Consider the following 19833-nt stretch of genomic DNA (forward strand, 5'->3'; position numbering starts at 1 on the left):
TTCCATGCCAGCCAGTCCCCGGCGCGCCGCCGTCATCGGCGGCAACCGGATCCCGTTCGCGCGCGCCAACGGCGCGTACTCCCGTGCGTCCAACCTCGACATGCTGACGACCACGCTGGACGGGCTGGTGGCCCGCTTCGGGCTGGCCGGTGAGCGGCTCGGCGAGGTCGTCGCCGGCGCGGTGCTCAAGCACTCGCGCGACTTCAACCTCACGCGCGAGGCCGTGCTGGGCAGCCGTCTGGACCCGGCCACCGCGGCCTACGACGTCCAGCAGGCGTGCGGCACCGGCCTGCAGGCCACGATCGCCGTCGCGAACAAGATCGCGCTCGGCCAGGTCGAGAGCGGCGTCGCGGGCGGCGTGGACACCGCGTCCGACGCGCCGATCGCGCTGAACGACGACCTGCGCCGTGTCCTGGTCCGGATCAACGCGGCGAAGACGCCGGTGGAGCGCCTCAAGCTGGTCGGCCAGCTGCGACCCGGCCAGATCGTGCCGGAGATCCCGGAGAACCGGGAGCCGCGCACCGGCCTGTCGATGGGCGAGCACGCCGCGCGGACGGCCGCCGAGTGGGGCATCGGCCGCGAGGAGCAGGACGAGCTCACCGTGCGCAGCCACCAGAACCTCGCCGCCGCCTACGACCGCGGGTTCTTCGACGACCTGGTTACGCCGTACCTGAAGCTGACCAGGGACAACAACCTGCGCGCCGACTCCAGCGTGGAGAAGCTGGCGAAGCTCAAGCCGGTGTTCGGCAAGGGTCCGGACGCGACGATGACGGCCGGCAACTCGACGCCGCTGACCGACGGCTCCGCGCTCGTGCTGCTCGGCTCCGACGAGTGGGCCGCGGAGCACCGGCTGCCCGTCCTCGCGCACTTCGTGGACGCCGAGACGGCCGCCGTCGACTACGTGCACGGCCCGGACGGGCTGCTCACCGCGCCCGTGTTCGCCGTGCCGCGGTTGCTGGCGCGCAACGGCCTGAGCCTCCAGGACTTCGACCTGTACGAGATCCACGAGGCGTTCGCGTCCGTCGTCCTCACCACGCGCAAGGCCTGGGAGGACCCGCGGTTCTCCAAGGAGCGCCTCGGCCTGGACGCCCCGCTGGGTGCGATCGACGACGCGAAGCTCAACGTCGCAGGCTCGTCGCTCGCGGCCGGGCACCCGTTCGCCGCGACCGGCGGACGGATCGTCGCCACGCTGGCGAAGCTGCTGCGCGAGAAGGCGACCGAGACCGGGAAGGACACGCGCGGCCTGATCTCGATCTGCGCCGCGGGCGGCCAGGGCGTCGTCGCGATCCTGGAGGCGAAGGCATGAGTTCGGACGATCTGCTGACCACGCTGTCCCGCACGCCGATCGCGAAGCAGTTCGGCCTGCCGACGGTCCCGAAGCTGCGCCGGCACTCCCCGGGTGACCCGCTGCTGGCCGGCCCGGTGCTCGTGACGTCCGTCGGCGACGGGCGGTTCGCGAAGCCGATCACGGCGTTCGTCGAGGAGCAGGGCCAGAACGCCGTGACCGAGCCGGGCGAGGAGAAGCTGCACGGCGTCGTCGTCGATCTCTCGGGTGCGACGACGCTGGCCGATCTCGCGGCCGCGCAGCAGATCCTGTCGCCCGCCGTGAAGAAGCTCGGACCGTCCGGGCGGCTGCTGCTGCTCGGGGCGGAGCCGTCCGGGGCGTCCGGCGCGGAGGCGGCCGCCGTCGCGCAGTCGCTGGAGGGCCTGATCCGGTCCATCGGCAAGGAGCTGCGCTTCGGCGCGACGGCGAACCTGCTCGTCGTGGACGGCGACGCGGCACCGTCCGCCGTGGACTCCTCGGTGCGGTTCTTCCTGTCCGCCCGTTCGGCCTATGTGGATGGTCAGGTCGTGCACGTCGGCGTCCCGGTCGGGCCGACGCTGGACCCGGCCGAGGTGGACGACCCGCGCGGTGAGGAGCGGCCGCTGGCCGGGCGTGTCGCCGTCGTCACCGGGGCGGCGCGCGGGATCGGCGCGGCGATCGCGGACACGCTGGCGCGCGACGGCGCGTCGGTCGTCGCCGTGGACGTCCCGGCGGCGGGCGAGGGCCTGGCGCGCACGGCGAACCGGATCGGCGGTACGGCGCTGCAGCTCGACATCACGGCCGACGACGCGCCGCAGCGCCTGCTCGACCACCTCGCGGAGCGGCACGGCGGCGTGGACCTGGTGGTGCACAACGCCGGCATCACCCGCGACAAGCTGCTCGCGAACATGACCGAGGACCGCTGGAACTCCGTGCTCGCGGTGAACCTCGGCGCCCAACTGACGATCAACGAGGCACTGCTGGCTCCCGGGTCCCCGCTCCGGGACGCGGGCCGGATCGTCTGCGTGTCCTCCCAGTCCGGCATCGCGGGCAACCGCGGGCAGACGAACTACGCGTCGTCGAAGGCCGGGGTGATCGGAATGGTGCGGGCGATGGCCCCGCGCTTCGCCGAGCGCGGCGCGACGATCAACGCCGTCGCGCCGGGATTCATCGAGACCGAGATGACCGGAAGGATGCCGATCGGCACCCGTGAGGCGGGCCGCCGGGTCAACTCGCTCAAGCAGGGCGGGCTGCCGGTGGACGTCGCGGAGACGATCGGCTGGCTCGGCCGCGCGGAGAGCGGCGGGCTCAACGGGCAGGTCGTGCGCGTGTGCGGCCAGTCGATGCTGGGGGCCTGAATGGGCACCGTGACCGAACTGGACGGACCGCCGTCCCTCGGGCCGCTGTACGCCAGGAGCGTGCTACCGGGTGGACGGGGCGCGACGGAGCTGCCGGACAGACAGATCGTCCGCCGCGGCGTGACCGTCGAGCAGGACCACCTGGCGGACTACGCGCTGGCCTGCGGGTTCGGCATCGGCGGCACGCTGCCGGCGACCTACCCGCACGTGCTGGCGTTCGGACTGCAGGTCGTGCTGATGGCCGATCCGGCGTTCCCGGTGCCGCTGCCCGGCCTCGTGCACCTGGCGAACCGGATCACCGTGCACCGCGGCATCGCGCCGACCGAGACGCTGGACATCGCCGTGCGGGCCGAGCGGTTCGTCGCGCACCGCAAGGGTGCCCAGGTCGACCTCGTGGCCGAGGTGGACTCCGGCGGCGAGCGGGTCTGGGACGGCCGCAGCACGTACCTGGCCCGCGGCGCGAAGGCCCCGCGAGAGACCGAGGCCGGCTCGGACATCCCGGACCCGGAGACGCCGACCGGACCGGCCGCGGCGACGTGGAAGGTCGCCGACGACACCGGTCGCCGGTACGCGGCGGCCAGCGGGGACGTGAACCCGATCCACCTGTACGGCCTGACCGCGAAGGCGATGGGCTTCCCGCGCGCGATCGCGCACGGCATGTGGACGGCCGCGCACGCGCTGGCGTCGTTGCAGGGGAGGGTCCCGGACGCGCTGACCTACGACGTCGCGTTCCGCAAGCCGTTGTTGCTGCCCAGCCGCGTCGAGCTCGTCACCGCGCAGCGCGACGGCGGGTGGTCGCTCGCCGTGCGCTCGGCGAAGGACGCGGAGAAGGTCCACCTGGTCGGTCGGGTGTCCTGACCCCTGCGGTACTCCGGCACCCCGCGCGGCTCCTGTCGCGCGGGGTGCCGGAGAGCGCGGCAGGGTGCCGCGGTCCGTAACGGGGCGCCGCGGGACATCCGGGGCGCCACCGGGATGCGGTGTGCCGCCCCGGATCGCGCGGGCCTGCTGCCGGAGACGGCCGGGTGCCGCCGCCGAAATCCGGTGGAACGCGCGCGGCGTCCGTTCCTAGCGTCGGGTGCATGATCCACGAGGACCCGCGGGCCTACCTGCTCGGTGTCGAAGGCCAGGCGCTGCTGCGGGCGTTCCGCGGTGAGCACGATCGGGAGTTCGTCGCCGACCGCCTCCGGGAGATCCGTGCGCTCCTGGACGACCCGGCGCTGGACGGTCTCGCGGTCGACGTCGAACAGACCGGGACCGTCGACGGCTACCGCGCCTGGGCGCCCACCTACGACGACCCGGCCAACGCCGCGTTCGGCCTGGAGACCGCGCTCGTCCACGGCATGCTCGACGACCTGCCGCCCGGCCGGGCACTGGACGCCGCCTGCGGGACGGGCCGGCACACCGCCGCGCTGCTGGACCGCGGGCATGAGGTCATCGGCGTGGACCGTTCCCCGGACATGCTGGCCGTCGCCCGCGACAAGATCCCCGCCGCCGAGTTCCGCGGCGGCGACCTGTCCGCGCTCCCGTTGCCGGACAACGAGATCGACGTCGTCGTCTGCGGGCTCGCGCTGGCCCACCTGCCCGATCTCGCTCCCGCGATGCGCGAGTTCGCGCGCGTGCTGCGACCGGGCGGCCGGCTCGTCGTGTCGGACATGCACCACGAGTCCGTACTGCGCAGCTCCGTCCCCACCGTGCGCGACGGCGACGGTCGCCCGGGCCGGCTGCCCGCGCACCGCCACCTCGTCGGGGACTACCTGCGCGCCGCGCTGCCGCTCGGCCTGGCCGTCGAGCGCTGCGAGGAGCCGGTACCGCCGCCGCCCGCCGCCACCGAACCGACGGCCGATCCCGGCCCCTGGGACGTCTGGCCGTGGTCGCTCGCCGCGATGGTGCCGCGGGCCGCCCGGGCGGCGAACGACGGCGTGCCTGCTCTCGTCGTGTGGCGGTTCCGTCACGACGCGTGAGCACCTCTGGTGTTCCGACGCATGTGGCGGTGACAATCGGCGACGGGCGTGGGCAGCGTGGCCCACGCCGTCTCCCGAGGGCTCTGGATCGGTTCACAGACCGGAAAAGCTCCTGAGGTGTAATGACCGGCGTTCTTCCGGCGTTCACCATTTCAAGGTCGTGATGCAAGCCCGGCGTTCCCGTGGGTCCTCCCCACACCTCGCCGCGCGAACCCGAGGAGGAGCCATGCCCGTCACCGAGCTGACCGCCGAGCGCGAGGACGTCGAGGTCTACGACGCCGAGGACGAGACGAACATCGTGCGCGGGCTGGACTGACGTCCTGCCCGGTCAGCGCGCCGCGTCCGCCGGGGTGCAGACGTAGTCCCGGAACGGCGGCGGCGTGCGGCCGAGATGCCGGCAGTGCGTGGCGACCCAGACGATCCGCGGGTCGTGACTCGGGAACGCCAGCACGAGGTGGAACCGCCCGGCCGCGACGTCCGCGCGCAGCTCGTCGAGCGACGGCGTCGGACCGGTCCCGGTGAAGCCGCCGATCGGCAGGACCTCCTCGTCCGCCTGCTCGGCGAACACCGAGGCCACCGCCGACGACTGCACGGCCATCAGGTCCGGAGCGCCCGCCCGGACCTGCTCCAGCACGGGCAGCGTCCCGGCGACCTGCTCCGGCGTCCGGACGAACAGCCCCCGGATCGCGGTCGTCGCGCGGGCCGGCTCGAACGGCACGTCGAGGGCGCCCTCGTCCCTGGCGACGACCGTCGCCGATGCCACGGCCGGGGCGAGCAGCACGGCCACCACCGCGAGCGCGAATCCTGCGGCCGCCGTCCGGCCCGCGGTCCGCCGGGCGACGGCCACGAGCACCACCGCGACGACACCCACCACGAGAACGGCGGCCGACAGTCCACGCGGGGCGCCGGGCGCCAGTGACAGCAGCGCCGCGTGCGCCGCGGTGAGCAGCACCAGTACGGCCACCGCGATCCGGAGCCGCACCGAGTGCCGGTGCGCCCACGCCTGCACCAGACCGATCCCGACGAGCGCGGCTGCGGGCGGGCCGAGCGCCGCCGTGTAGTACGGGTTCACCGTCGACAGCACGGAGAACGCGACCGCGAACAGCACCAGCCATGTCCCCCACAGGAGCACGGCCGCGCGCACCGGATCGGTGCGCGGCTCGCGTCGTCGCGCGACGACGCCGGCCACGGCGATCAGGACGGCCAGCGGCAGGATCCAGCCGGTCGTGATCCCGAGCACGCCGAACACCAGCCGAAGCGGGCCGGGGTCGCTGGCCACGCCGACCGAGAGCCCCTGCCCGGCCAGCACCTGCAGCGGGCTCTGCTGCCCGACCCGGCCCAGCCCGTTGTAGACGAAGACCTGCTCGAACGGCGAGTTGCCGGTGCTGCCGTCCACCCACGGCCGCGACGACCCCGGGACGAGCGCGACGGCCGTCGTCCAGGCCAGCGAGACCGCCGCCGTGACGAGGCCCCCGAGCACGACGTCGAGCGTCCGCCTCCCGGCCCGCCCGGGGCCCGCGACGAGGTACGGCAGCGCCAGCGCGGGCAGCACGATCCAGGCCTCGACCATCTTCGCCTGGAACGCCAGCCCCACCCAGACGCCGGCGAGCAGGACCCGCCCGCACCCGCCGCGCACGATCGCGCCGGACATCGCGTCCGCGGCCGCGACGAGCAGCAGCACCATCACGGTGTCCGAGATGTTGCCCCGGTCCAGCGCGACGACGGCAGGTGTCACGGCCAGCACCAGCGCGGCGGTCAGGCCCGCGCCGGGACCGGCGAGCCTGCGCACCGCGCGGTACAGCAGCGGGACCGTCGCCATGCCGGCCAGTACCTGCGGCAGCACCAGCGCCCACGGATGGAAGCCGAACGCGCGCACGGACAGCGCCTGCAGCCAGAACGCTCCGGGCAGCTTGTCGAGCGTGATCGTCTGCGCCGGGTCGAACGCGCCGAACGCGAACGCCCGCCAGCTGCCTGCCATCGTCCGGACCGCGGCCGCGTAGTACGGCTCGAGCGGCGTCTCGCCGATGCCCCACCCGTAGAGGCCGCCCGCGATCAGCGTCAGCAGTCCGAGCGCGGCGCGGCGCGGCCACCGGGGTGGTGTGGGGTCGGGCACCGGTGGTGCCTCAACGGTCGCCGTGTCCGTCATCCCGCACCCCCCGCGTCGATCGTCGAGTGCACCGTAGAAATCATGAGCTCGATCCGCGAGAGGATATCGGTGCGCATTCACGGCGAATCGGGCTGAATGCGACGGCGCGAATAAAATACCTGGTGGCAGGCCATGTCGGAGTTGTCCGGGTGTGTCGGATATCCGATTTCGACCCCCGTGACCGGACGTCCGAGATCGGGTCGTCGAATTTCGGAATTCGACGCAACCCGCGCCGCCGGTGATGCGTCGACCATTCGGGAGTCCGACGAGAGCAGAGGAACTTGATGATCGACATCCGGCGTTTCCGAGGCCGCCGTCGCCTGACCGTGGTCGGGCTGGTCGCCACGGCCGGAGTGCTGCTGGCCGGCACCGCGCTCGCCGAGTCGCCCGCCGCGGCGGCCGCGCACAAGGAGGCGCTCGTCCCGGGCACCCCCTGCACCGTCAGCGCGAAGTCCTGCGTGGACCTCGACTCGCAGCGTGCGTGGCTGTTCTCCGGCGGCACGATCCTGCGCGGGCCGGTCCCGGTCGCCACCGGCGGCGACGGTCAGGCCACGCCGGTCGGGCACTCGCTGCGCGTCTACCGCAAGGACGCGAACCACAAGAGCCAGGAGTCGCGGCTGCCGAACGGGGCACCCGCGCCGATGCCGAACTCGGTGTTCTTCGAGGACGGCGGCATCGCGTTCCACAGCGGCAGTCCGAGCCGCTCGTCGGCGGGCTGCGTGCACCTGAACCCGGACGACGCGAAGGCCTGGTTCGACTACCTGCAGATCGGCGACAAGGTCCAGGTCGTCTCCGCGAAGGCCGAGATGGCGGCGCGCGGCGGGCACTGACGCCGCGCCGAGGACGGTCCCCGGCGCGGCACTAGGGTCGGGCCATGCTGGTCGAGCGCATGCGCCCGTTCACCTCGACGATCTTCACGGAGATCTCGCGGCTGGCCGTCGAGACCGGGGCGATCAACCTCGGGCAGGGCTTCCCGGACACCGACGGTCCGGACTCCCTGCTCGCCGACGCCGCGTCGAACATCACCGGGCACGGACTGAACCAGTACGCGCCGGGGCCCGGCGTCCCGGCGCTGCGCGACGCGGTCGCCGCGCACCAGCGCCGGTTCTACGGCCTGGACGTCGACCCGGCCGACGTCGTCGTGACGTTCGGCGCGACCGAGGCGATCGCGTCCACGCTGCTGGGGCTGTGCGAGACCGGCGACGAGGTGGTCACGTTCGAGCCGTTCTACGACTCCTACGCCGCCTCGATCGCGCTGTCCGGCGCCACCCGTCGAACCGTGCCGCTGCGCGGGCGGGACTTCGTCTACGACCCGGCCGAGCTGCGCGCCGCGTTCTCGGAGCGCACGAAGGTCGTGCTGGTCAACACGCCGCACAACCCGACAGGGACCGTGTTCTCGCGCGAGCAGCTCGTCGAGATCGGGACGCTCGCCGCGGAGTTCGACGCGGTCGTCGTCACCGACGAGGTGTACGAGCACATGACGTTCGACGGCACCCCGCACGTCCCGATGGCGACGCTGCCGGGGATGGCCGAGCGCACGCTCACGATCTCGAGCGCGGGCAAGACGTTCTCCGTCACCGGCTGGAAGGTCGGCTGGGTGCACGGGCCGTCCGAGCTGGTCGCGGCCGCGCGTGCGGTGAAGCAGTTCCTGACGTTCCACGGCGGGACGCCGCTGCAGCCCGCCGTCGCCAACGCGCTGGCCCTGGACGACGCGTTCTTCGCGGGCATCTCCTCCGAGCTGGCCCGCAAGCGTGACCTGCTCTCCGACGGCCTGCGCGCCGCGGGGCTGGACGTCTACACCCCGCGCGGCACGTACTTCGTGGTGGCCGACGCGTCCCCGCTCGGCGTCGACGACGGCGTCGCGCTGGCCTGGAAGCTCCCGGAGCTGTGCGGGGTGGCCGCCGTGCCGGTGTCGGTGTTCTGCAGCTCGGACGAGGGCGTCGCGGCGACGAGGCCGCTGGTCCGGTTCGCGTTCTGCAAGCGCGACGAGGTGCTGTCCGAGGCGGCCGACCGGCTGGCCGGGCTGCGCGGGCGTGTCTGATCCGTTCACGACGCGCTCGCCGCCCGGCGCGAGGATGAGCTCGTGTCGCACGAGACCCGCCACCTGTCCGTCGTCGTCGCCGCCGACCCGGAGCGGGTGTACGCGTTCGCCGGAGACCCGCGGAACCTGTCCCGCTGGGCCTCCGGCCTGGGCGCGGCCGTCGACGAGGGCGACGGAACGCTCGTCGTCGACGGGCCGCTGGGGCGGGTGACGGTCCGCTTCGCTCCGCGGAACGAGTTCGGGGTGCTCGACCACGACGTCGAGCTCCCGAACGGCGAGACCGTCCACAACCCGCTCCGGGTGCTCGCTCACCCGACGGGTTCCGAGGTCGTGTTCACCCTGAGGTGGCGCGACGGCGTGAGCGCCGAGGAGTTCGAGGGCGACGCCGCGACCATCGCGTCGGACCTGGAGACGTTGCGCGTGCTGGCCGAGTCGGAGGCCTGAGCTGCCTTTCCTTCCCGCACCACGCGCATGATCGAACGGCGCAGCAGCAGGACCAGCCCGGCCCACACGACGAACGACTGGATCTGCAGCACCGGAAGCGCGACGGCGACCGGCAGCACCGCCGCCGCGACCAGCCGCAGCGCGGCCTCGGCCAGCAGCACGACGGCGCCGACCGCCGTCGCCCGGCGCAGCACCTGCCGGAACCGCGGGTTCTCCGCCCACGCCGTCGCCATGCGCGAGCGCAGGTCCGGCTGGTAGGTCTCACCGAACGCGCGGACGACGTAGAACACGAGCGGCCGCCGGGCGACCAGCAGCGACCCGCCCAGCGCGACGGCCATGACCAGGTTCGGCACGGCGTCGCGGGCGACGGCCAGCTGCGGGCTCCCGGCCAGCAGCGCCATCGCGACACCGACGGCGATCGACGCCAGTACGAACACGCTGACGCCGCCCAGCCGCCGCGACCGCCAGGCCTGCCAGCCGATGCTCAGCACGGGCGGCAGCGCCGACCACGCCAGCGCCACGACCTCGGACAGTCCCCAGGCGTGCAGCACGAGGTACACGAGGTAGGGCAGGGCCACCTCCATCGCCAGCGTCGGGACCATGGTCTTCACCACGGACCAGCGGCGGGAGGACGGAGACGACGGAGACTCGGTGTCGGTCATGCCGTCGAGACTCCGCCGTGGAGGGGCGCGCCGGATCCACCCGGCGTCGGACCCCGGGTGGAGATCCGGCACGCGGAGGTGGAGCGCGGGCCCACCACTAAGATCCGCTCATGGAGCAGGAATCCGGCCGCTCGGTCCTGACGCTGTCGATCCGGCTGCTCCTCGCGTTCGCCATGGTGGTCGCGAACCTCATCGGCGGCGCTGTCGTGCTGGTGCTCGCGGCGTTCGTCCTGCCCCGGAGCAACATCCCGGACCCGAGCGGGGTCCGGCTGGTCAACATCACGGCCCTCGTCGCGTTCTTCGTCGTCGCGATCCCGCTGGGTATCGCGTGGGGCCGCCGCCGGTTCGTCGTCGGGCGCCGGTCCCGGGACCCGGAGCGGCGGGCCCGCGCGCTCGTGCTCGCCGGCCCGAAGCGGATCGTGCAGCTCCTCGGCTTCCTGTGGCTCGTCGCGCTCGTGCTGTTCGCCGTGCTGAACGTGCGGTACTCACCGCGGCTGGCGTTCTCGGTGTCGGCGACGATCGTGATCGGCGCGGTCTGCACCTGTGCCGTGTCCTACCTGCTCACCGAGCGGATCCTGCGCCGCTCCGCTGCGCGGGTGCTGTCCGGGCAGCCGCCGAGGAAGCGGCGCCTGCTGACCGGCGTCATGGTGCGCACCGTCGGTTTCTGGGTGCTCGGCACGGTCGTCCCGGTGATCGGCCTGATGCTGGCCGGGCTCGTCGCGCTGATCTACGGGGACGCGACGCCGTCCCAGCTGGCGATCGCGATCCTGGCGATCGGCGGGACCGCGGTGGGAACGGGGCTGCTCACGACGATCGGTGCCGCGCGCGCGATCGCCGACCCGGTCGTCGCCGTCCGCCGCGCGCTGGCCCGCGTGCAGGACGGCGATCTCGACGTCCGCGTGCCGGTCTACGACAACACCGAGCTCGGCCAGCTGCAGGCCGGGTTCAACACGATGGTCGAGGGCCTTCGCGAGCGCGAACGCATCCGGGACCTGTTCGGACGGCACGTCGGACGCGACGTCGCCGAGGCCGCCGCCGCGCGCACGGACGAGATCCGGCTCGGCGGGGAGGTGCGACCCGTGGCCGTGCTGTTCGTCGACCTCACCGGCTCGACGACGATGGCCGCCGACCGGCCGCCGGAGGAGGTCGTCGACGTGCTGAACCGCTTCTTCGGCATCGTCGTCGAGTGCGTCGAGGACGCCGGCGGGTGGATCAACAAGTTCGAGGGCGACGCGGCGCTGGCCGTGTTCGGCGCCCCCAACGATCTCGACGACGCCGCCGGCTCGGCCCTCTCCGCCGCGCGCCGGATGGGCGAGCTGCTGGCCGTGGAGATGCCGGAGATCTCCGCCGGCATCGGCGTCTCCGCCGGTGACGCGGTCGCCGGCAACGTCGGTGACGTGCGGCGCTACGAGTACACGGTGATCGGCGACCCGGTGAACGAGGCGGCCCGGCTCACCGAGCTGGCCAAGTCCGCGCCCGGCGGGGTGCTCGCCGCGCAGCGCGCGGTGGACGCCGCAGGCCCCGGCGAGGCGGCCCGCTGGGAGCCCGGCGAGGACGTGACGCTGCGCGGGCGCCGGCAGTCGACCGGCACCGCGTCGCCCCGCGCGACGGTACAGGCTCACCCGTTCGGCCTATAATCGCAGGAAATGACGGACGAACACGTCGCGAGCGCAGGCCGGTCGGCGCTGCGCGTCCCGGTGCGCGCGGCGCTGGCCGTGACCGTCGTGTGCGCGAACATCGGTGGGATGGCGATCGTCGCGATCGTCGCCGCGTTCGTGCTGCCCGGCGGCAGTGGCGTCCCGGACGACGCGGCGCTGCGGCTGCTGAACCTGGAGGTCCTGACCGGATACGGGCTCGTCGTCCTCCCGGTCGGGCTCGTGCTCGGTCGCCAGTGGTTCCGGGTCGGGCGGAACGCGCCGGACCCCGCCGCGCGGGCTCGCACGATCATCGCGAACGGACCACGACGCGTCGTCTACCTGCTGGTCGTGGCGTGGAGCGGTGCCGCGGTCCTGTTCGGCCTGCTCAACCTGGAGCACTCCGGGCGGCTGGCGCTGTCGGTGGCGATGACGACGATGTTCGGCGCGTTCGCCACCTGGGGGCTGACGTACCTGCTCGTCGAGCGGATCCTGCGCCGGTCCGCGATCCGGGCGCTCGGCGGTGTCCCAGTGCGACGACGGCGGCTCCTGTCCGGCGTCCTGGTGCGGTCCGTCGCGTTCTGGGCGCTGGGCACGGCGATCCCGGTCGTCGGGCTGATGCTGGCCGGGCTGTTCGCGCTCCTCTACCGCGACGCGTCGTCGACGCAGCTGGCCACGACGATCCTGGTGATCGGGGGCATCGCGGTCGGCGGCGGCCTGCTGACGACGGTGGGTGCCGCGCGGGCGACGGCGGACCCGGTCGTCGCGGTCCGCCGGGCGCTGCTGCGCGTGCGGGAGGGCGACCTGGACGCCCAGGTCCCGGTCTACGACAACACCGAGCTCGGCCAGCTCCAGTACGGGTTCAACGAGATGGTGGCCGGCCTGCGCGAGCGGGAGCGGCTGCGCGACCGGTTCGGCCGCCAGGTCGGGCGGGAGGTGGCGGCGGCCGCGGCGGACGGCCCGGACGAGATCGAGCTCGGTGGGCAGGCGAGCCACGTCGCCGTGTTGTTCGTGGACATGGCCGGGTCGACGGCGATGGCGCTGCGCCGCTCGCCCGCCGACGTCGTCGAGCTGCTCAACCGGTTCTTCCACGTGGTCGTCGAGGTCGTGGAGTCGTCCGGCGGCTGGATCAACAAGTTCGAGGGCGACGCGGCGCTGGCCGTGTTCGGCGCCCCTGCGGAGCTGGACGAGCCGTCGGCGGCGGCGCTGGCCGCGGCCCGACACCTGTCCGGACGGCTGGTCGAGGAGGTCCCGGAGGCCCGGTTCGGGATCGGGGTGTCCGCCGGCGAGGTGGTCGCCGGCTACGTCGGCGACGTCCGCCGCTTCGAGTACACGGTGATCGGCGACCCGGTGAACGAGGCCGCCCGGCTCACCGACGTGGCCAAGCAGGCGCCGGGCGGGGTGGTGGCGGCCGGTCACGCGGTGGCCGGGGTGGGCGAGACGGAGGGCCGGCACTGGACGGTCACCGACGACGTCACGTTGCGCGGACGCGACACACCGACCGGGACCGCCGTGCTGGCCGGTCCCGGTCGGTGATCGCAGTCCTCCCTGCGCGGGCTCAGGCGCTGGTGAGCCGCCGCACGTACCAGGCGTTCCACGCGATGAGCAGGACGAACGCGATGACGAGCATGCCCTCCGAGACCCCGGTCGCCACCGGGATCGGCAGCAGGAAGATCACCGGCAGTCGCACCAGCGCCTCGACGGCCAGGCCGACACCCCACACCGTGGAGGCGACCCGGTGACCGCGACGCGCGGCGGGCTGGGTGCGGAACTCCTCGGCGATCTCCGCGGCCCGGTCCGGCTCGAACGACTGTGCCGCGGCCAACGTCAGCGGGCGCCTGCCGAACGCGGTCGTCAGGAACACCGCGGCCACACCGCCGGTGATCAGAGAGCCTTTGAGCAGCAGCAGCCGCGGGTCGCCGGTGGCCACGGCCATCACCAGGCTCAGGCCGTAGACCAGCAGCATCACCACGGCGAACAGGTTCAGCTCGCGGCGGGCGACGGCGCCCCAGACGATCCGCAGCGCCGCGGCGCCGGTGGCGGCCAGCAGGGCCACCCAGTCGTCGGCGCCGAGCAGGTGCAGGGCGTAGTAGACGACGACCGGCAGCCCGACGTCGAGCAGCAGGCCGCGGAGGATCTTCCCCATCCGCGGGCCGCCGCGGTCGGTGCCGCCGGTGGACTCGGTGCGTTCCGTGCGGTCGGCGATCATCATCGTCACAGCCCCAGCTCGTCGTCGGTCAGGAAGGATCCGTGGAAACCCGCGGGCACCCCGCGGGGCAGGTCGACGGCCGCGACCGGTGCGCCGGCCACGTCCGTCGCGTCGAGCACGAGCAGCTGCGACGCGCTGCCGTCCCGGCGGGTGGTGATCGAGAGCAGCCAGCCGTCGTCCTCGGCCCGGTGTGGCGCCCCGGACGGCACGAACACGGCCTCACCGGCGACCGTGTCCTCGCCGAGATCGTGCAGCTTGGACGTCCCGGCGCCGGTGTCGATCTTGACGATCCCGGTGTCGCCGAGCGTGTCGGCCACCGCGTAGCGGTAGCGCGCCGGGCGGCCGACGCGCTCGTCGTCGACGGTCGGGAACTCGATGCCGCGCTCGTCGAGCACGGACTCGGAGACCGCGCCGGTGGCCGGGTCGAGCACCCAGCGGTGCATCCGCGCCTGCCCGGAGTCGGCCGCCTGCGCGGCCAGGTCGGACGGGTCGGTGCCCAGCGACTCCCATGCCGCCCGGATCCCGGCGGGCGAGTAGCGGGCGCCGTCCAGCACGACGCGCCCCCGGTCGTCGGCGAACGCGTTGCCGACGTGGAACACGTAACCGGGTTCGACGTCGAACCAGCGCACGGTGCCCGGCGTCGCCAGCGGCATGACGCCGATCCGTGCGCCGTAGGCGTCGTCCCAGGCGAACGGCATCTCCCCGCGCCGCCTGCGCTCGTCGGAGAACGTCATCGGGAGGTCGAGGAACACGGCGTGCTCGGCGGTGATCGCGAAGTCGTGCATCATCGTCGGGCCCGGCACGTCGATCCCGGCGCTGGTCACGAGCCTCCCGGCGGCGGAGAGCCGGTGGTAGGTCAGGTACGGCTCGGACAGGCCGTAGCCGAAGAAGTGCAGCTCGCCGGTGGACGGGTCGGTCTTCGGGTGCGCGGTCATCGCGGTGGTGAGCATGCCGTCGAAGTCGCAGGTCCCGAGCGTCTCCAGCTCCGGCGTGAGCAGGTGCGGGAACGACGACTCGACCAGCGCCATGATCCGACCGGCGTGGGCGAGCACGTGCGTGTTCGCCGTCCCGACGCGGCGGTCGACGGTGCCGTCCTCGCCGACCATCCGCTCGCCGTCCAGCGCCCGGGTCCGCACCCAACGGTTGCGGTACCACTCGGCGCGACCGTCACGCAGGCGGATGCCGTGCACCATGCCGTGCCCGGTGAACCAGTGCGACGCCGGCTCGCCGGGCCGCGGGTTCGGCCCGTTGCGCAGGAAGCGGCCGGAGAGCTCCGGCGGCAGCGAGCCGTGGACCGTCAGGTCGTGGGCGTCGATCTCGTCCGGCACCGGGGCGAGGTACCCGGGGAGCCGGACGGAGTGCTCGGTGGTGCTCATCGGCAGCTCCCGTCTCGTGGTGACGGGACCAGAGTCCACCCCTCGGCCGTGACATGTCAATACTTACATGTCAGTACCGGAATCGAAGGCCCCCCAGCACGTCGTCCTGCGTCGTGTCGCGCGCCGCCGCCGCGTCCGAGCGCCGGACCGCCCGGAACGCGCTGAGCAGGTCGGATCCGAGGACCCCCTCGATCCGCGGCGTGGCGGCCAGCGCGGCCTCCTGGTCGTCCGGCGTGCTGGGGAGCGCCGCGACGCCGCGGGCCGCGCGGTCCGACTCGTCCCAGGTGCCGGGATCGGTGCCGTACGCGGCGGGCGGGGTCAGCCCCTCCGCGATGCCCGCCGCCCCGCAGGCGAGCGTGACGGCCAGCGCCAGGTACGGGTTGGCCGACGCGTCGCACACCTTGAGCTCGAGGTTCGCGCGCTCCTGTCCGAGGAAGTCGGTACCGGGCACGTAGCGCAGCGGCGCCTCGCGGTTCTCGACGCCCCAGAACGCGAACGCGCCGGCGAAGAACCCGGGCCGCAGCCGGGCGAGCGAGCCGAGGCTCGGCGCGGTGATCGCGGCGACGGCCGGCAGGTCGCGCAGCAGTCCGGCCAGGTACGACGCGCCCTCGCCGGTCGGGCCGTCCGGCCCGCCGGTCAGCAGGTTCTCGGCCCCGCGCCACAGCGACGTGTGCAGGTGCCACCCGTTGCCCGCGTGTGAGAGCGACGGGAGCGGAGCGAAGCTGAGCGTCAGGCCGTGCGTCCGGGCGGCGGCGCGCAGCGTCTGGCGGGCGAGCAGCTGGTCGTCGGCGGCGCTGACCGGGTCGGTGGCGTCCAGTGACAGCTCCACCTGCGCCGGCCCGTACTCCGCGTGCAGCTGGTTGATCGCCAGCCCGTTCGCGGCGAAGTCCTGCAGCACGGCGGCCACGAACTCGTCGATCTCGGTGAGCGCGGCCGGACCGTAGGCGGGCCCGTGGTGACCCGGCTCGCCGTCGCGCTCGACCGTGAACTCGATCTCCCAGCCGGCGAGCGCGGTCAGGCCGGTGCCGGCCAGCTCGGCCACCACCCGTTGCAGCACACCGCGCTGGTCGTACGGCCAGGTCGAGCCGTCGGCCGCGACGAGGTTGCCGGGCGCCCAGGCGAGTGCGGGCTGACCGGCGAGCTGCACGACGCGGCTCAGGTCGGCCACCAGCCGGGTGTCACCGGACGGTGTGGACAGTCCGGGGTGCTCGAACGTGATCGCGTCCGAGCTGTCGAACACGGCGAACAGCGACGTGACCCCGATGCCGGTCTCGCCGGCCGCGTGCAGGCCGCGGATCGGCACGGTGCGCGAGCGCGGGATCCCGTTGTTGTCGGCCCAGGAGACGGTCAGGCCGGCCACGCCGGCGTCGATCAGCTCGCGGAGAAGGGCGTCGTTGCTCATGGGGCGGCTCCGGGGACGACGGCGGGGGCCGTCAGCATGCCCGGTCGGACCGTGCGCTGTCGCGACTCACGATCTCCCGGATCTGGTCCGAACGCGACATTCCCGTCGCATCCGCGCCGGTTCCGGCGATCGTGCGGCCGTCCGTGAACCGGTCCCGCGGGATCGCGACCGTGCGTGATCCGGCCGTGCGGGATCCGGCCGTGCGGGATCCGGCCGTGCGGGATCCGGCCGTGCGGGATCCGGCCGTGCGGGATCCGGCCGTGCGGGATCCGGCCGTGCGGGATCCGGCCGTGCGGGATCCGGCCGTGCGGGATCGCCGGAGCTGCGCGGGTCGCCTCAGGCCGCCGGCCGTGGCCGTGTCACGGATCCGGCCGCCGGGGCCGCCGGCGTTCCGGTCGCGGCGACCAGCGTGTCCAGCGACAGGTCCAGCGCGGCGGCGAGCGCGGCCACCGTGAACAGCGCGGGCGTCGGGATCCGGCCGGTCTCGATCTTGCGCAGCGTCTCGGCCGAGATCTCGGCGGCGGCCGCGACGTCGACGATGCTCCGGTCGCCTCGGGCCTCGCGCAGCGCGCAGCCGAGCCGCTCGCCGCGCTCGCGCTCTTCCGGGGTCAGGGGGACGCGCACCATGACGTCGATAGTAATACCGGTATAGTTATCGACGTGATCGAGCTGAAGACACCGGACGAGATCGACGCCGTCGCGGCGGCCGGGCAGGTCGTGGGACGGGTGCTGGACGCGGTGCGGGAGGCGGCGGGCCCTGGTGTGCGCCCGGTCGAGCTGGACGCGCTGGCCGCCGACCTGATCGCCGACGCGGGCGCGCGGTCGAGCTTCGTCGGCTACCACCCGTCGTGGGCGCCGCGGCCGTTCCCCGGCCCGCTGTGTGTGAGCGTCAACGACGCCGTCGTGCACGGCATCCCGACCGCGACCCCGTTGCGCCGCGGCGACCTGCTGTCCGTCGACTTCGCCGTGTACCTCGACGGCTGGTGCGCCGACGCCGCGTTCACCGTCGCGATCGGGTCGCCCTCGGCCGCGGACGCCACGCTGATCGACACGGCGTGGCGGTCGTTGGACGCGGGCATCGCGCAGCTGGTCCCCGGCGCGAAGATGGGCGACGTCGGGCACGCGATCGCCTCCGTCGCCCGCCCGGCGGGGTACGGCCTGATGGAGGGCTTCGGCGGTCACGGCGTCGGTCGCTCCATGCACGAGGACCCGCACGTCCCGAACGAGGCCCGCGCCGGCCGTGGCCTGCGGCTGCAGACCGGCATGGTGCTGGCGCTGGAGCCGATGCTGATCGCCGGAGGCGGGGACGCCTACCGCGTCGACCCCGACGGCTGGACGCTGTGCACGGCCGACGGATCCCGCGCCGCACACGTCGAACACACGGTGGCGGTCACGGCCGACGGCCCGCGCGTGCTCACCGGCAACGGAGCGCGGGACCGCGTCCCGGCCTGACCCACGCCGTCGTCACCTCCCGGCGGTCCGAACGACCGGAACGTGCCGCTCGATCGGCCCGGCGAATCGAGTGGAACGTTGTGGCGGTCGCGACGACCGGAACGTGCCGATCGATCCGCGAACCGGATCGAGTGGCACGTTGCTGCTGTTCGGGGCGCCTCGCGCGCTCACCCCATGCCGTGCTGGGCGAGTACCCGCTGCTTCGCGGCCTGGAACTCGGCGTCCGACAGGATTCCCTGATCGCGGAGGCCCGCGAGCTTGCCCAACTCGTCCGCCACGCTCGGTGCCGATCCGTTCGACGGCTGCTGCTGGACGACGACGGTCGGCCGCTTGAGCTGGGCGATGTGCGCGCGCATCTCGTTCAGGCGTGGCAGTGCCTGCTGATACACCGGCTTCGGTAACGGCAGGCAGTTGGACAACGTCCACGGGTCGTTCGAGTCGGCGTTGCGTCCCTTGTTGGAGCCGCGCCAGTAGTCCTTGTTCGCGGTTCCGCTGTAGCTGGGCGTGAGCACCTCGAGCACGCCGTTCACGAATCCTGCGTTGTACTCGATGCCCGTGATCTCGGAGAACGGGAACGTCGTCACCCGTCCGCCCCCCAGCGAGCCGGCCATCATGCTCGTCATCGCGCCAACCTTGATGATCATGGCGCGGTCCGGCAGTGCCGCGAAGACGCCGCCGGTTCCGGAGCCGATGACGAAGATCGGGAGCTCGCCCGGCGAACAGTGGTCCTTCAGCGCCTTCCATGCTTTGTCGCTGGGCGCGGTACCGACGACCGGGACCTGCGCCCACGCGTCCGTACTGCGGCGATCGTCCGCGGCCTGGTGGGCCATCGCCCTGCGTGCATCAGGAGCGGCGCCCGAAACGCCGAGCTGCTGCGCAGCACCGAGAACGAGATCCAGGTCGGGTCCAGGAATGTCACCGAAGCTGATCTGCTCGCCGGAGCGGGTCGTCACCGTGAGGTTGTTCGGCGTGAGCGTCTTCTTGACGACCTCGATGCGGGCGATGTCGTCGGCATGCACGAAACGCTTGATGCCCTTCGCGTCGATGTCGACGCTGTTGAACGCGACCAACCGGGCGTTCGTCACGGCGAGGCCGTCGCACATCGGACGGCCGAGCGTCGTCCGCGACAGAGCTGTCACCGCTTCCCCCGGGAACATGTGCGACGTCAGTGCGTCCAACCACTTCTGAGCGTGGCGGTCCTTCACCTTCGATCCGATGACCGGCTGCATCAGTCCTCCTTCGGCTGACGAGGTCGCAAACTGTAGCGATCTACACGAATCGCGGCGTGCCGGGCACCGGTGCACGCTGGTGTGGTGACCGGACTGCCGTGGGTGTGGGGCGCCCGGCCCGACGAGGTGGCGGCGCCGTTCCCGTGTGGTGACCACGTGCCGTCGCGACGGTCCATGGTCCGGGCCGTCGACGTCGCGGCCGACCCGGAGACGGTGTTCCGCCGGCTCTGCCAGCTGCGCGTCGCGCCGTACAGCTACGACCTCGTCGACAACCTCGGTCGTCGCAGCCCGCGCACGCTCACCCCGGGGCTCGACGATCTGAGCCCCGGCCAGCGCTTTCTGATCATGTTCCGGATCAGCGGCTTCGTGCCCGGCCGCGAGATCACCGCCGTCGGCGGGAACCGGGCGTTCGGTCCGGTGGCCTGCACGTACCGCGTCGTGCCGGACGGGCCCGGTCGCAGCAGGCTGGTCGCCCGGCTGGACGTGACGGTGGACAACCGGGTTCGACGGGTGGTCGCGCACCTGATCGCGTGGGGCGACCTGGTCATGATGCGCAGGCAGCTCCGGACGCTCGCCGCCCTGGCCGGAGGCCGACCGGGCCAGGCATGATCCGGGC

General features: G+C 73.3%; 17 protein-coding genes and 1 pseudogene. 11 read left to right on the top strand and 7 right to left on the bottom strand.

The window, feature by feature from the left end; all coding sequences use genetic code 11:
- Nucleotides 1–4 precede the first annotated feature (4 nt).
- The 4 genes from EV378_RS19065 to EV378_RS19080 all read left to right on the top strand — a co-directional run bounded on the left by EV378_RS19065 (nt 5) and on the right by EV378_RS19080 (nt 4622).
- A complete protein-coding gene (locus EV378_RS19065) occupies nt 5–1306 on the top strand; it encodes an acetyl-CoA C-acetyltransferase (protein ID WP_132428247.1) in 1302 nt (433 codons plus the stop codon).
- Nucleotides 1303–2661 (top strand): 3-oxoacyl-ACP reductase, encoded by a 1359-nt coding sequence (locus EV378_RS19070; RefSeq protein WP_132428249.1) that lies wholly within the window; start codon nt 1303–1305, stop codon nt 2659–2661. Before EV378_RS19065 ends, EV378_RS19070 begins: the two co-directional genes overlap by 4 nt.
- Nucleotides 2662–3519: a MaoC family dehydratase gene (locus EV378_RS19075; RefSeq protein WP_132428251.1), complete on the top strand. Its 858-nt coding sequence runs from the start codon at nt 2662–2664 to the stop codon at nt 3517–3519.
- Between the two features lie 221 nt (nt 3520–3740).
- Nucleotides 3741–4622: a class I SAM-dependent methyltransferase gene (locus tag EV378_RS19080; RefSeq protein ID WP_132428253.1), complete on the top strand. Its 882-nt coding sequence runs from the start codon at nt 3741–3743 to the stop codon at nt 4620–4622.
- A gap of 328 nt (nt 4623–4950) precedes the next feature.
- On the opposite strand, the gene EV378_RS19085 is transcribed toward EV378_RS19080, so the two are convergent.
- Nucleotides 4951–6768, bottom strand: coding sequence for a glycosyltransferase family 39 protein (locus tag EV378_RS19085; RefSeq protein WP_132428255.1), 1818 nt, complete (start codon nt 6766–6768; stop codon nt 4951–4953).
- A gap of 284 nt (nt 6769–7052) precedes the next feature.
- On the opposite strand from EV378_RS19085, the gene EV378_RS19090 reads away from it, so the two are divergent.
- From EV378_RS19090 to EV378_RS19100, 3 genes are read left to right on the top strand one after another with little or no spacing between them, the layout of a single operon-like run.
- Nucleotides 7053–7598, top strand: a complete 546-nt coding sequence (locus EV378_RS19090; RefSeq protein ID WP_132428257.1) for a L,D-transpeptidase — start codon at nt 7053–7055, stop codon at nt 7596–7598.
- A 44-nt stretch (nt 7599–7642) separates the two neighbouring features.
- The gene (locus EV378_RS19095) at nt 7643–8809 is read left to right on the top strand and encodes a pyridoxal phosphate-dependent aminotransferase (RefSeq protein WP_132428259.1); all 1167 of its coding nucleotides are present in this window, start codon (nt 7643–7645) and stop codon (nt 8807–8809) included.
- Between the two features lie 42 nt (nt 8810–8851).
- Nucleotides 8852–9253, top strand: a complete 402-nt coding sequence (locus tag EV378_RS19100) for an SRPBCC family protein (RefSeq protein WP_132428261.1) — start codon at nt 8852–8854, stop codon at nt 9251–9253.
- A 59-nt stretch (nt 9254–9312) separates the two neighbouring features.
- Here EV378_RS19100 and EV378_RS36935 read toward each other — a convergent pair.
- Nucleotides 9313–9915, bottom strand: a pseudogene (locus EV378_RS36935) (VC0807 family protein); the annotation flags it as partial.
- Between the two features lie 110 nt (nt 9916–10025).
- On the opposite strand from EV378_RS36935, the gene EV378_RS19105 reads away from it, so the two are divergent.
- Nucleotides 10026–11552 (top strand): adenylate/guanylate cyclase domain-containing protein, encoded by a 1527-nt coding sequence (locus EV378_RS19105; RefSeq protein ID WP_132428263.1) that lies wholly within the window; start codon nt 10026–10028, stop codon nt 11550–11552.
- Nucleotides 11553–11561: 9 nt separating this feature from the next.
- Complete coding sequence (locus EV378_RS19110) at nt 11562–13085, top strand: adenylate/guanylate cyclase domain-containing protein (protein WP_132428265.1); 1524 nt, start codon at nt 11562–11564, stop codon at nt 13083–13085.
- Between the two features lie 22 nt (nt 13086–13107).
- Here EV378_RS19110 and EV378_RS19115 read toward each other — a convergent pair whose 3' ends face one another.
- The 4 genes from EV378_RS19115 to EV378_RS19135 form a co-directional block, all read right to left on the bottom strand.
- Complete coding sequence (locus EV378_RS19115) at nt 13108–13761, bottom strand: VC0807 family protein (protein WP_341540463.1); 654 nt, start codon at nt 13759–13761, stop codon at nt 13108–13110.
- Between the two features lie 2 nt (nt 13762–13763).
- The gene (locus tag EV378_RS19120) at nt 13764–15134 is read right to left on the bottom strand and encodes a carotenoid oxygenase family protein (RefSeq protein WP_132428269.1); all 1371 of its coding nucleotides are present in this window, start codon (nt 15132–15134) and stop codon (nt 13764–13766) included.
- A 70-nt stretch (nt 15135–15204) separates the two neighbouring features.
- Entirely contained in the window at nt 15205–16536 is a 1332-nt protein-coding gene (locus EV378_RS19125) for a type I glutamate--ammonia ligase (RefSeq protein WP_132428271.1), read from the bottom strand.
- Nucleotides 16537–16872: 336 nt separating this feature from the next.
- Nucleotides 16873–17163 carry a helix-turn-helix domain-containing protein gene (locus EV378_RS19135; RefSeq protein ID WP_132428273.1) on the bottom strand — a complete coding sequence of 97 codons (291 nt, stop codon included), beginning with the start codon at nt 17161–17163 and terminating at the stop codon, nt 16873–16875.
- 33 nt (nt 17164–17196) lie between these two features.
- On the opposite strand from EV378_RS19135, the gene map reads away from it, so the two are divergent.
- Nucleotides 17197–17988: a type I methionyl aminopeptidase gene (gene map / locus EV378_RS19140; protein ID WP_132428275.1), complete on the top strand. Its 792-nt coding sequence runs from the start codon at nt 17197–17199 to the stop codon at nt 17986–17988.
- Nucleotides 17989–18155: 167 nt separating this feature from the next.
- Here the strand turns inward: map and EV378_RS35930 are convergent, their stop codons facing one another.
- The gene (locus EV378_RS35930) at nt 18156–19073 is read right to left on the bottom strand and encodes an SHOCT domain-containing protein (protein ID WP_207908800.1); all 918 of its coding nucleotides are present in this window, start codon (nt 19071–19073) and stop codon (nt 18156–18158) included.
- Nucleotides 19074–19301: 228 nt separating this feature from the next.
- Here EV378_RS35930 and EV378_RS19150 point away from each other — a divergent pair, with 228 nt between their 5' ends.
- On the top strand, nt 19302–19826 hold the full coding sequence (locus EV378_RS19150) for an SRPBCC family protein (protein ID WP_207908801.1): 525 nt from the start codon (nt 19302–19304) through the stop codon (nt 19824–19826).
- The last annotated feature ends 7 nt before the right edge of the window (nt 19827–19833 follow it).

Source organism: Pseudonocardia endophytica (genome assembly GCF_004339565.1).
GTDB lineage: Bacteria > Actinomycetota > Actinomycetes > Mycobacteriales > Pseudonocardiaceae > Pseudonocardia > Pseudonocardia endophytica.